We start from the raw sequence: 13,325 nt of genomic DNA, 5'->3' as shown, positions 1-13,325 counted from the left end.
CAGTTGTTAATTATCCCACCGTATTGATGGTGAAATTTTTCGTGGCACCATTGCCGCAATTGTTGAATCTCATTTTTTTGCTTCAATCGGCTTATTCCTTTTTTAAGCTCTTTTTCAAATAGCTTTGGATCGAAGCTTACCTGTTGGAGCACTTTTTTAATTAAATCTAACATGTCTTATTAATCTGGTTTCAATTAGCTAACGGCGAATATTGAATCCTATTTTGCTAAGCAGCCATCGGTTGTATTGTCCGTTATTTCTAAACCAAGAGGGGCCATCCCTAAAGTTTCGTATGGGGAGCAACGAATTACCTGCGCTGAGCTCAACAAATAGTTTTCGATTGAAAAAGTATTTAATTCCCATAAACCCAGCCAATTCAATTCGGTTAAATTCTGGATTGCCATCTATTGTACCATTTTGGTCGTACTCTCTGGCATAAATTAAACCGCCAATACTGCTTCCAATAAAGATGGATAAAGGTTTAGCTAGGTATTCTATACGAAACGGACTTTCAATATACATGGTGTTTATGCCGTATTTAGTATAATCTCCCTGCTGAGTATTTGGTCTTTTTAGACTCCCCTTCTGGGCAAATTGTAGGGCAAAATTGAAATTCCACTTGCGGTCCAATAATTTATTAACACCATAACTAATTGCTAAACCAGGTTTGTCGTATCCGCCAATGGCATCTCCATCTACTTGAGCAGCGACTAGGCCAAAGCTAAATTCTGGTGTAAACCTATATTTCTGTCCAAATATTACCCCAGTTAAGAGAAGTAAAGTAGCTGTTGTTAGGATTCTAATCATAAATTTCTATCAATTAGTGTTTTAAGTTCCTCAAAAGCTTCACCCGCTTTTTTGGCTATGCTGTATATGGGGTTTGCAACCGATAATTCGGCCATGGGGTTGGGGTCTAAAATAAAAATGGGTTTGGAAGGATGTAAATAGTTAACAAGGCCAGCGGCTGGATATACTTGTAGGCTTGTCCCAATAATCACTAATGCGTCGGCCGAAATAACGATTTCTGCAGCTTGTTCCATTGCGGGAACGGGTTCTCCAAACCAAACTACATATGGTCTTAATTTTCCTCCGTCCGCTGCCCTGTCATCAAGTGTTATGTATTTTTCGGGGTTGGGTAATTTCAATGGCTTAAAGGGGTTTTTATCCGAGCAAACCTTGTTTATTTCACCGTGTAGGTGAAGGATGTGGTTACTGCTGGCACGCTCATGAAGGTCGTCTATATTTTGGGTGATAATTTCTACTTGAAAATCAGTTTCCAACGTTTTTAAACCCTGGTGGGCGGCATTGGGCTGCACTGTTTTCATTTGCTTCCAACGCGCCTCATAAAAACGTAATACAAGATTCGGATTTCGCTGCCATGCTTCTGGGGTAGCCACATCGTAAACAGAGTGATTTTCCCAAAGGCCATCGCCATCTCTAAAGGTCTTTAATCCGCTTTCGGCGCTAATTCCAGCTCCAGTTAATACGGCGAGTTTCTTTTTGCTCATGGGGTAGTCCACTTTAATGGTTCTATTACCTTTGCGCCAAATATAAGTTTATGGCTAAATCAAAGCGTCAGGAAGCACTGGATTACCACGAAAAGGGAAAGCCCGGTAAAATAGAAGTGGTTCCAACCAAACCCTATCAAACACAACGTGATTTATCATTAGCCTATTCTCCTGGGGTGGCAGAGCCCTGTAAAGTAATTGCAGAAGACACCGATAAAGTCTATAACTACACTGGAAAAGGGAATTTAGTTGCAGTAATTTCTAATGGTACTGCAGTCCTCGGATTGGGGAATATTGGGCCTGAGGCATCTAAGCCAGTAATGGAAGGAAAGGGACTTTTGTTTAAGGTCTTTTCTGATATAGACGTTTTTGATATAGAGGTTGATGCTACAGATATAGACGGTTTTGTTAATGCTGTTAAGGCTATCGCTCCAACTTTTGGGGGAATAAATTTAGAGGACATTAAGGCTCCAGAAGCTTTTGAAATAGAACGTCGTTTAAAAGCGGAATTGGATATTCCAATTATGCACGACGACCAACACGGTACAGCCATTATCTCGGCAGCAGCATTATTAAATGCACTTGAACTAGCAGAGAAAAAAATAGAGGAAGTTAGAGTGGTGGTTTCCGGTGCAGGAGCTGCAGCTATTTCCTGTGGAAAATTGTACCAAGCCCTGGGAGTAAAGCAAGAGCACATAGTTATGTTCGACTCCAAAGGCGCAATAACCACCGATAGAGATGATCTCGACGAAAGAAAAAGACAATTTGCTAATCCAAATAGCTATGAGGATTTAGCTGATGCCATGAAAGGTGCAGATGTGTTTTTGGGATTGAGTATTGGGAATATCGTTACTCCTGAAATGCTAAAAAGCATGGCCAAGAACCCAATTGTTTTTGCCTGTGCTAATCCCGATCCCGAAATTCCATACCAAACAGCCATAGAAACACGGCCAGATGTGATTATGGCAACGGGTCGAAGCGATCATCCCAACCAGGTTAATAACGTACTTGGGTTTCCATACATATTCAGAGGTGCGCTAGATGTAAGGGCTACCGATATTAATGAGGAAATGAAATTGGCTGCCGTACACGCTCTGGCAAAGCTGGCAAAAAAGACGGTTCCCGATGAGGTGGCACAAGCCTATGGATTAAAAACCCTAACCTTCGGTAGAGAAAGCATAATTCCTAAACCTCTAGATCCTAGATTAATAACTGAGGTATCTATGGCTGTAGCAAAGGCGGCAATGGATTCGGGAGTTGCTAAACACCCCATTACCGACTGGAAAGCCTACGAGAAAAAATTGATGTCGCGCTTAGGTTTAGAAAAGCGCTTTACCAGAAATATTTTTGAGAATGCTAAGCAAATTAAAAAGAAGCGCTTAGTTTTTGCAGAGGCCGATAACTACTACATTCTAAAGGCAGCCCAACAATGTGTTGAGGAAAATTTAGCCATACCTATTTTATTGGGTAAGGAAGATGAGATTAGATCTTTAGAACAGGAGCATCATCTGGATTTATCCGGATGTGAAATAATGGATCCACGTGATGATTCGGCTGCGGAGTTGAGAAAGGATTTTGGTAAGAAATACTTTGCCAAGCGTCAGCGCAAAGGGGTAACCCTTTGGGAAGCCGAAAAAATGATGCGCGAGCGAAATTATTTTGGATCTATGCTGGTAGAGACGGGTAAGGCGGATGCCTTTTTAAGTGGAATTACCCGCTCTTATGGAGAGGTATTGCGTCCTGCACTGAGATGTGTGGGAACCGAGCCGGGAATTAAAAAAGTGGCGGGAATGTATGTAATGCTTACCAAAGACAGACCCTACTTTTTCGCGGATACTACGGTAAACTTAAATCCAACTGTTGAGGAGATTGTAGAGATTACGCTGTTAACGGCTAAAACGGTTAAGAAATTCGGTATAGAGCCTCGCATTGCATTGCTTTCGTATTCCAATTTCGGTTCGGCACCTGGTCCCGACGCCGAAAAAATGCGTGCAGCGAATAAAATACTTCAAGAAGAGCACCCAGATTTAATTGTGGATGGGGAAATCCAGGCGAATTTTGCCATCAACAATGATTTGATGAATGAGAAATTCCCCTTCTCAAAACTTTTAGACCAAAGAACGAATACCTTGATTTTCCCCAATTTATCTGCAGGAAATATTGCCTATAAATTAATGGATGAAATGGGAGGTGCAGAAACACTTGGCCCTGTGCTAATGGGAATGAATAAACCTTTCCATGTATTAACCCTGGGTTGTTCGGTAAAGGAAATAATTAACATGGCAGCCATCGCTGTTTTAGACTGCGAAACCCGGAAATAGGATGATACATTTTTTACAAGGTACCATAGAAGAGAAATCTCCAACCCATTTATTACTCGATGTAAATGGTGTGGGGTATTGGATTCATATTTCCCTGAATACTTTTCAGGATATTCCAGAAAGCGGGAAATACAGAATTTATACCCACCTTCAAATAAAGGAGGATGCACACAGCCTATTTGGGTTCTCTACTTTGGAAGAGCTGGATATGTTCCGCTTGTTAATTGGAATCTCTGGGGTGGGAGCTTCTACAGCTCGACTAATTTTGTCATCTTTGTCGGCCCAAGAAATTAAAGTAGCCATAGCATCCGAGGATGTTAATACCTTCAAGAAAATCAAGGGAATAGGAGCCAAGTCTGCACAGCGAATAATTTTAGAATTAAAGGATAAAATTAAAGACGTAGAAATGGGTGGAATTTCATCCGTTTCGGGCAATACTTTGATAAATGAAGCGTTATCGGGCTTGTTAGTTTTGGGATTTGATAAAACCAAAGCGCAAAAGGTGTTGGATAAAGTGGCGGAAAGCAAACCCGAAAGTGTGGAAAGTGCAATAAAAGCCGCCCTTAAAATGTTGTATTAGTAGGTGTTGAGTTCGCTGAGATTTATTCGGTCTTGTTGTCTTTTGGCTTTTTTGTTCTGCATAGGGATAAACTCCCTTTTTGCATTTCAGCAACAGCAGGCCGATTCCCCTCGCGTAAACCTTCCCTTTCCTCTTCGCGACGATTTTCAAGCTGGAGGTGAATATTCCTCTCCTTTTAATCTAAATAACCCATCCAATTTTGGAACACAGGTAAAATACGACCCTAAAACGGGGCGCTACACCGTGTACAAAATGATAGGTGGAAAGTATGTTCGTTATCCTCGCACCTTTACTGTAGAAGAATATTTAAGCTACGATCTAGAGCAATCCATAAAACAGTACTGGCAATCTAAACAACAGGCCGATGCCCTTGGGTCTGAAGGGGGCGCAAGAGCCGAGAAACCTTTGTTTGGTTTCGAAGTAGAAAGCGAATCCTTTGATAGAATCTTTGGGGGAAACCGTATTGATATCCGGCCTCAAGGACAACTCGAGGTGGATTTTGGAGTTAATGTAAGCCGAACTGAAAATCCAGCCCTTGCCGAAAGACAAAGAAGGATAATTACCCCAGAATTTAATCAGCGCATTAACCTTAACGTAGTTGGGCAAATTGGGGAAAAATTAAAATTAGGAACCAACTACAACACCGAAGCGACTTTTGAATTCGATAACCAAATGAAATTGGATTACTCGGGTGAAGAAGACGATATTATAAAGAAAATTGAGGCAGGTAACGTTTCCCTTCCGCTTAACAATAGCCTTATTACCGGTAGCCAGAGTTTATTTGGTATTAAAACGCAGCTCCAATTTGGAAGATTAACAGCCACCACTGTTTTCTCCCAACAAAAGGGAAAAAGATCTGAAATTGAAGTTTCGGGAGGAGCTCAAACTTCCAAATTTGAAATAAAGGCAGACGAGTACGAAGCGAACAAGCACTTCTTTCTATCGAACTACTTTAGGAATCAGTACGACAAGGCGCTGGCGAGTCTACCGAATGTGAATTCGGGTATAAACATTACGAGGATAGAGGTTTGGGTAACCAATTACAATAATACCACTGAGGATACTAGGAATATTGTAGCCATTTCCGATTTAGGGGAAGATCAGGCATACCAGACTCCAAATTATAATCCTCCCTTTACCTTTACAGATAACGACCCAGGGCGTCACCCATACAATAACCACAACAGCATATATGCGGATATTTCGCAGGATCCTGATATAACAGGTTTTAGTAATGCTGCCAGTGCTTTAGAGGCAAAGGGTTATGTTTCTGCCGTCCATTTCGAGAAACTGGAAAGTGCTAGGAAATTAAGAGACAGCGATTTTAGCTTAAACCCAAGACTAGGTTTTATTACGCTTAATTCCCAGCCTCTTAACAACGACGAAGTATTGGCAGTTGCATTTGAGTATACTTTAAATGGAGAAACCTACCAGGTAGGACAGCTTTCTACTGATGGGGTAAATCCACCTAAAGCGCTGTTGCTAAAACTTATTAAGCCTACCATCATCAACCCTCGTATTCCCCTTTGGGATCTGATGATGAAAAACGTTTACTCGATAAACGCCTACCAAGTAAATAAGCAAGACTTTACCTTAAATGTGCTGTACAACAGCCCAGAAATAGGGGTGAACATTAATTATTTGCCATTAAAAGGGGTGGAAGACAAACCTTTGCTTCAGGTGGTGGGCTTAGATCGTTTAGATGCTGTGGGTGCCTCAAATCCTGATGGAGTTTTTGACTTTGTGGATGGTGCTGCAACTAACGGAGGAACTATAAATGCCAGAAATGGTAGGATATACTTAACCTCTGTTGAACCCTTTGGTGAGTTTCTAGAGAAACAGCTTATTGCTGCTGGGGTTCCGCCCGATACCATTGCAAATGTCGTTTTCAAGGAGCTTTACGATTCCACGGTTATTGCTGCGCAACAAATTCCAGAGAAAAACCGATTTAGTATGGCGGGAGAATACAAGTCTGCCTCGGGATCGGAAATTTCGCTTAACGCTTTAAACATACCCGAAGGTTCAGTGGTGGTTTCTGCTGGTGGGGTGGTACTTAAAGAAAATGTCGATTATACCGTAGATTACAATTTGGGTAGGGTAACCATTATAAATCAAGGGTTACTGGAGTCGCAAACCCCCATCAAAATCAGTTTGGAGTCTAACTCATTGTTCTCGGTACAACAGAAAACCCTTATTGGAGGACGTTTCGATTATCGAGTTAGCAAAGACATAAACATTGGTGCAACCATTTTAAATCTTAGCGAACGACCCATCACTCCAAAAGTTAATTTTGGCGATGAACCCATTAACAATACCATTTATGGGTTTGATGTTGCTTTCCAAAAAGAGGCTCCCTTCCTAACAAAGTTGGTGGATGGACTTCCATTTATTAGCACTAAGGAGAAGTCGAATATTAGTTTCAACGGGGAATTTGCTCAGTTAATACCAGGGCACTCCAGAGCAATTGGTCAAGGTGGAAATGCCTACATCGATGATTTCGAAGGTTCACAATCTACCATTGATTTAAGATCTGCGAACGGCTGGAGTTTAGCTTCTGCACCGCAAGGGCAGCCAACTTTATTTCCCAATGGTGGGAAAACCAATAATCTGGAATATGGGTACGACAGAGCACAATTGGCGTGGCACGTTATTGATCCGTTATTCTTTAGAAACGATAATCTAACCCCTGATAATATAGACGACGATATTCGTTCTAACCATTTTCAGCGTCAGGTACTGGAACAGGAAGTATTTCCCAACCGCCAATTAGCGCCTCAAACTCCTGCAAACATTGCCGTTTTTGATTTAAACTTCTTCCCGAAAGAAAGAGGTCCCTATAACTTTAACCCCAACCTAGAGCCAGACGGTAGCCTGAGTAATCCGGAGGAATCTTGGGGGGGGATTATGAAAAGAATTTCTACTTCCAATTTCGAACAAAACAACGTTGAGTTCATTCAGTTCTGGTTAATGGATCCCTTTAACGAGGATTCTAAAAATACTACTGGTGGTGATCTGTATTTTAACCTAGGGAATATTTCGGAGGATATCTTAAAGGATTCGAGAAAGAGTTTTGAGAATGGTCTTCCTAAAAATCCATCGGACATCGATGCGCAATTGGATACTACCGTTTGGGGATTGATACCCAAAAAACAAAGTATAGTTAACGCCTTTGATAACTCCGATAATTCTACCAAAACCCAGGATGTGGGTATGGATGGATTACCGGATTTAGCTGAGCGTACTTTCTTTAAACCATTTTTGGATGCCATCCGTCCAAGGGTTAGTCCCGAAGCGTATAATGCGATTGTGAATGACCCTGCGAATGATAATTACCATTATTATCGAGGTACAGATTACGATGATGCTAGTCTCGATATTATAGAGCGCTATAAAAGATACAATGGAGTAGAAGGTAACTCGCCTACCACTCAAGATAGTCCGGAAAACTATCCAACTTCGGCTACTGCAATTCCAACTACAGAGGACGTTAACCTGGATAACAACTTATCAGAATCGGAAAGTTATTTCCAATACCGAGTTTCTCTAAGACCTGAGGATATGGTTGTTGGACAGAATTTCATTACCAACGTTGTTGAGGCGGTTCCCGAACTCCCCAATGGAGCCGAGAAACCAGTAAAATGGTACCAGTTTAAAGTACCCGTTCGCGCTCCAGAAGCAACTATTGGTGGAATTCAAGATTTAAGAGCCATCCGTTTTATCAGAATGTTCATGAAGGGGTGGTCTGAGCAGGCAAATTTAAGGTTTGCAAGATTGGAGTTGGTGCGAGGAGAATGGCGTAAGTACCAAAAGGCATTACTGGATCCAGATGCACCGCTTCCGGCGGTTACCAGTAGCTTCGATATTGCGGCTGTGAATATTGAGGAAAACTCTCAACGTGAGCCGGTAAATTATGTGCTGCCTCCAGGGATAGCAAGGGAGCGAGATGTATCTACAACCAACGCGCGGGAACTAAACGAGCAAGCATTGGTTTTGCGTTCTCAGAACTTAAACGACGGGGAGGCAAAGGCTGGATTTAAAAATACCCAGTTCGATGTTAGACAATACAAGAAAATTCAAATGTACGTTCACGGAGAAAATATCTCCGAGAGCTTACCTCTGAATTATGGAGATATCACTGTTTTTGTTCGTTTGGGATCGGATTTTGAAAATAACTACTACGAGTACGAAATGCCGCTCACCCCAACCGATATTTCGGGGGGGATAGTAACGGATCCAAACCGTGTTTGGCCAGAGGCGAACAACATGGTTATCGAGTTCGAGGATCTGCAGAATTTGAAAATCGAACGAAATAATGGCGGTAATCCTGCCATAATAGAGTATTCTAAAACCATAGGTAAAAATAGAGTGACCATTAAGGGGAACCCTGTTTTAAGTGATGTAACAACCTTGATGATAGGGATTCGAAATCCGTATCGAGAGAAGAATATTTGGAACAACGATGACGGTCGATTAAGATCGGTAGAGGTTTGGGTAAACGAGTTGCGTTTAACCGATTTTACCAATGAAGGGGGATGGGCTGCCGTAGGTAGATTAAATGCCGATCTCGCCGATTTTGGTACCGTTGCCGTGGCGGGTAATATCAGTACCCCTGGCTTTGGGTCTATTGAGAAAAAGGTAAACGAAAGGCAACAAGAAACCCGAAAAGGCTACGATGCCAGTACCAATTTGGAATTAGGGAAATTTTTACCCGAGGAATCGGGAATAAAAATTCCAATGTACATGGGAGTTTCAGAACAAACCGTGAATCCTCGCTACGATCCGCTATCTCCAGACTTAGAGTTTGATCAGGCAACAGATGGATTATCCAAAGATGCCAAGGAAAAGCGTTTAAGAAGAACGCAAACTAAAACCATAAGGAGATCTATAAACTTCACAGGGGTTAGAAAGGAAAGAACTAATCCAGAAAAGAAACCCAAGATTTACGATGTAGAAAACTTGTCGTTAAGTTATGCCTACAACGAAACCTACTTCAGAGATTTTAATACCGAGAATAAGATTAATAAAACCTATCGAGGAGGTTTGACCTATGGGTTTAATCATATTCCAAAAAGCATAAAACCCTTCGAAAAGGTAGAGTGGCTGCAAGAAGGGAAATACTTTGCGCCCATTAGAGACTTTAACTTTTACTTATCTCCAAGAAATATTGCCTTCAGTACTACTGTAAACAGGTCATATACTCAGCAGGTAATCCGCTCCAATACAGAGTTCGAATTGCCTCCGACTCCAAACTATACTAAAACCTTTAACTGGAATAGGGTTTACGATTTAAAATACGATTTAACCAAGTCGTTAAAGTTAACGTACAACGCTAATAATGAGGCGGTAATTGGGGAACCTGCTGGAAGGGTTAGCAAGCAGTTCGAAGACGAGTACAAGGTCTTTGTAGATAGCGTTAGAGCGAGTATTCGAGAATTTGGTGAAACCACGCACTTTACGCAAACGGTTGGATTGAATTACAACATCCCCTTAAGTAAAATTCCCGCTTTAGATTGGTTAGACGCCAATTTGGGATACAATGGAACTTACGATTGGCAGCGAGCACCGTTTTCTCAAGATAGTTTGGGGCATACCCTACAAAATAGCAATACCAAATCTATTAATGGACAAGCCACCTTTGCTCGCTTATACAACAAGGTTAAATTCTTAAGGGAGTTAACTGCCAAGAAAAATAGAGCTAGGCGTTCACGCTCAAGAAGCAGCGCAGTAAGTTCTTTAAACAACCTTAATAAAATTCAACCTAATAAATCGGATACTACCGATAAAAAGAAGAAAAAGGATCCAAACGCCTTAAACCCCGCAGAACAGTTCCTAAGTCTATTGATGTCGGCTAAAACGGCAACGTTTACCTACACCAAAAACCAGGGTATGATGTTGCCGGGATATGCAAAGAGGACCAGTATTATGGGGATGGACCCTGGGTTTAATGCACCAGGGTTTGGCTTTGTTTTCGGGCAGCAAAATGAAGACTTCCCATTTATGGCGGCCCAAGAAGGATGGTTAGTAGCAGAACCAGAGCTTTTCCAGCCTTACACCACCACCGAAAATGAAACGTATAATCTTAGGTTGAATCTAGAACCGGTTAAGGATATGCGTATCGATTTAAGTTGGAATAAAGACTTAACGGTTTCTAGCAATGGGTTTTTCAGGCACAATGGAGATACCAATCAGTTTGGCCAATTGTTATTCAATCCCGATGCTTGGGAGTTGCAAAGCCCGGTAGAGCAAGGTTCGGTTAGTATGTCTATAAACATGCTTAAAACCGCCTTCACACCAGATGATCCAGATAATTTTACCAACCCATTATTTGATGAGCTCCTAGAAAATAGAAGAGAAATTTCTAGACGTTTAGGAGAAGAAGATGACAACAGTTCTGGCGTATTGCAGTCTGGATATTACGATGGTTACAGTGGAAGCTCGCAACATGTATTAATTCCCTCTTTTATGGCGGCGTACACTGGTAAATCTGCAAATTCTGTTTCACTGGATATTTTTGGTCAAACCCCCGCGCCAAGTTGGAATTTAACTTATACCGGACTGGGGAAAGTTCCCGCCATGCGAAAATTGTTTAGAAACGTTTCGGTAAATCACGCTTACAAAGCGTCGGCGAGAGCTAGTTATACCACCAACCTGCAGAGTACAGATAATAACGGTAATGCGGCAAGAAGTGGAGACAACAACGACTTTATTCCCGAAAGGCAAATAACAACAGTTGCAATTCAAGAAAGTTTGGCACCGCTAGTTGGATTTAACGTGAGTTGGAAAAACAGTTTAAGCACCAAGCTTAATGTTAATAAAGATCGTCAGGTAGCATTGAGTTTAACCAACCAGCAGATAACGGAGGTAAAGAGTCTTGGCTTTGATATTGGTATAGGGTACAGGTTTAAGGACGTGAAATTCCCTTTCCAAATAGGGAATAAAGATTTGAAGAGTGATATAAACGCAAACGCCCAAATATCAATTGCCAGAAACGTTACCGTTATTAGAAAAATTAATGAGGGGGTTAATGATCCTACGGATGGTAGATTAAGCATTTCGATACGTTGCAATGCAGATTATGTGGTGAACTCTCAAATTACCATTAGAGCATATTACGATCGCAGTGTAACTAAGCCCGTTTTATCCATCCCATTCCCAACATTTAATACGCGAGCAGGTTTAAGTTTTAGATATTCTTTAGCACCGTAATGGTCGACTTAGCTATTTGATTATTTTTGGCGACAAACGAGAATTAAATCATGAATATTCCAGCAGATTTAAAGTACACCAAAGACCACGAGTGGGTTAAAATAGAAGGAGATATTGCAACGGTAGGTATCACCGATTTTGCTCAGGGAGAGCTAGGAGATATTGTTTTTGTAGACGTAGACACCGTAGGTGATGACGTTGAAGAGGGAGAAGTTTTTGGGTCGGTAGAGGCTGTTAAAACTGTTTCTGACTTGTTTATGCCACTTACCGGTGAGGTAATGGAATTTAACGAGGAGTTAGAAGATAATCCTGAGTTGGTAAATGAAGATCCATACGGTAAAGGATGGATGATAAAGATTAAGATGGCCGATACAAATGTAGATAGTCTATTATCTGCAGACGACTACAAGGCTATTCTGTAAGATTCCGTTTTGGTATTCCGTTTCCATGTGGTGAGTATAATTTGGGGACTAATTATCCTGGTCCTTGGATTAATCCCCTCTTCTTGGTTTCCAGAAAATAACCTGGGAGAGTTTAGCATGGATAAGGTCATCCACTTTACCTTGTATTTTATTTTTACCCTGGTTACCATAATTGGAGTTAAAAAGGAATACATACACGGCGGATTTCGATACCACCCCATAGTTTTTTCACTCGTTTTGGTAATTACATTTTCGTGTCTTACCGAGATTTTACAGAATTGGGTGGTGGATAGAAATTTTGAATGGATGGATATTTTAGCCAACATGTCTGGAATTTTGGCTGGATTAACAGGATTTCGGGTTCTATACGGAAAGCGATTATTCTATTTATAGGGAATTAGAAAAAAGCAAAAAATAAACGCCTCGGAATTTCGTTTAGATTAAACAAATCCTCTATTTTTGAGGCAAACTGCACAATATGGAGTTAAAGAAAAACCCAGAAGCTAACCTAGAAAACAAACGCAGCGGATTTTTATTCGTGGGGTTAGTCTTTGCCTTGGCCTTGGTGCTATTGGCATTTGAGTATACCACCTACGATAAGGAAATATCTTCCTTAGGTGAATTACAATTAGATCTTATCGAGGAGGAAATTGTGCCTATTGCACAAGTGCAGCCACCTCCACCACCTCCACCACCACAACCTACAACTGTTATCGAAATTGTAGACGATGAGGAGGATGTTGAAGAAGAACTTGAGGTTATGGACCTTGAGGTTGATGAAGACACCGACGTTGAAATCGTTGAGATGCCGGCAGAAGAAGTAGAAGAAGAAGAGATTTTTACCATTGTTGAGCAAATGCCTCAATTCCCTGGTGGAGATGCAGAGCTTTTTAAATACTTAGGAAAGAACATTAAGTACCCAACCATGGCACAAGATGCAGGTATCCAAGGGGTAGTGTTCGTAACCTTCGTAGTTGAGAAAGATGGTTCTGTTTCAGACGCTAGAGTTCTACGCGGAATTGGCGGAGGATGCGACGAAGAAGCGTTAAGAGTTGTTCGCTCTATGCCAAAATGGACACCAGGTGAGCAGCGTGGTAAAAAAGTGAAAGTTCAGTACAACTTACCAGTAAGGTTTACCCTTAGGTAATTGTCGGATATTTATAATTGTACAACCACCTAGCATCGGCTAGGTGGTTTTTTTTTGCATGATTGTTTTTTGCCGCTCATTTACTGGCTTTGAGGATAAAATTTACTTTCTAAAACTATCTTAAAAACCTAAGTTTGTGGC

The 13,325-nt window shown here is 41.3% G+C and carries 8 protein-coding genes; 6 read left to right on the top strand and 2 right to left on the bottom strand.

The genetic code is table 11. The annotated features are described in order from the left end of the window. Window positions 1–198 precede the first annotated feature (198 nt). Both FRX97_RS00105 and FRX97_RS00100 read right to left on the bottom strand, forming a co-directional pair. Window positions 199–807 carry an outer membrane beta-barrel protein gene (locus tag FRX97_RS00105; RefSeq protein WP_147012124.1) on the bottom strand — a complete coding sequence of 203 codons (609 nt, stop codon included), beginning with the start codon at window positions 805–807 and terminating at the stop codon, window positions 199–201. Beyond that, window positions 804–1,508: a Sir2 family NAD-dependent protein deacetylase gene (locus tag FRX97_RS00100; protein ID WP_147012122.1), complete on the bottom strand. Its 705-nt coding sequence runs from the start codon at window positions 1,506–1,508 to the stop codon at window positions 804–806. The genes FRX97_RS00105 and FRX97_RS00100 overlap by 4 nt, the downstream gene beginning before the upstream one ends. A gap of 50 nt (window positions 1,509–1,558) precedes the next feature. Between FRX97_RS00100 and FRX97_RS00095 the strand changes: the two genes are divergently transcribed. The 6 genes from FRX97_RS00095 (at window position 1,559) to FRX97_RS00070 (ending at window position 13,184) form a co-directional block, all read left to right on the top strand. Then, window positions 1,559–3,829 carry an NADP-dependent malic enzyme gene (locus tag FRX97_RS00095; RefSeq protein ID WP_147012121.1) on the top strand — a complete coding sequence of 757 codons (2,271 nt, stop codon included), beginning with the start codon at window positions 1,559–1,561 and terminating at the stop codon, window positions 3,827–3,829. A gap of 1 nt (window position 3,830) precedes the next feature. Then, window positions 3,831–4,409, top strand: coding sequence for a Holliday junction branch migration protein RuvA (gene ruvA / locus FRX97_RS00090; RefSeq protein ID WP_147012119.1), 579 nt, complete (start codon window positions 3,831–3,833; stop codon window positions 4,407–4,409). A gap of 42 nt (window positions 4,410–4,451) precedes the next feature. Beyond that, window positions 4,452–11,615 carry a T9SS outer membrane translocon Sov/SprA gene (gene sov, locus FRX97_RS00085; protein ID WP_170226953.1) on the top strand — a complete coding sequence of 2,388 codons (7,164 nt, stop codon included), beginning with the start codon at window positions 4,452–4,454 and terminating at the stop codon, window positions 11,613–11,615. A gap of 50 nt (window positions 11,616–11,665) precedes the next feature. Beyond that, window positions 11,666–12,037, top strand: a complete 372-nt coding sequence (gcvH, locus tag FRX97_RS00080; protein WP_147012115.1) for a glycine cleavage system protein GcvH — start codon at window positions 11,666–11,668, stop codon at window positions 12,035–12,037. Between the two features lie 9 nt (window positions 12,038–12,046). Further along, window positions 12,047–12,430 carry a VanZ family protein gene (locus FRX97_RS00075; protein ID WP_170226952.1) on the top strand — a complete coding sequence of 128 codons (384 nt, stop codon included), beginning with the start codon at window positions 12,047–12,049 and terminating at the stop codon, window positions 12,428–12,430. An 85-nt stretch (window positions 12,431–12,515) separates the two neighbouring features. After that, window positions 12,516–13,184, top strand: a complete 669-nt coding sequence (locus FRX97_RS00070) for an energy transducer TonB (RefSeq protein ID WP_147012110.1) — start codon at window positions 12,516–12,518, stop codon at window positions 13,182–13,184. Window positions 13,185–13,325 lie beyond the last annotated feature (141 nt).

Source organism: Luteibaculum oceani (assembly GCF_007995015.1).
Lineage (GTDB): Bacteria > Bacteroidota > Bacteroidia > Flavobacteriales_D > Luteibaculaceae > Luteibaculum > Luteibaculum oceani.
The sequence above is the reverse complement of the archived record's forward strand: the minus strand, read 5'-3'. Positions and strand labels throughout refer to the sequence as shown.

Bases quoted from the DNA above. Each gene is read 5' to 3' on its own strand.
- FRX97_RS00105 (WP_147012124.1), bottom strand. From the start codon at position 807: ATGATTAGAATCCTAACAACAGCTACTTTACTTCTCTTAACTGGGGTA.
- FRX97_RS00100 (WP_147012122.1), bottom strand. From the start codon at position 1,508: ATGAGCAAAAAGAAACTCGCCGTATTAACTGGAGCTGGAATTAGCGCC.
- FRX97_RS00095 (WP_147012121.1), top strand. From the start codon at position 1,559: ATGGCTAAATCAAAGCGTCAGGAAGCACTGGATTACCACGAAAAGGGA.
- ruvA (WP_147012119.1), top strand. From the start codon at position 3,831: ATGATACATTTTTTACAAGGTACCATAGAAGAGAAATCTCCAACCCAT.
- gcvH (WP_147012115.1), top strand. From the start codon at position 11,666: ATGAATATTCCAGCAGATTTAAAGTACACCAAAGACCACGAGTGGGTT.
- FRX97_RS00070 (WP_147012110.1), top strand. From the start codon at position 12,516: ATGGAGTTAAAGAAAAACCCAGAAGCTAACCTAGAAAACAAACGCAGC.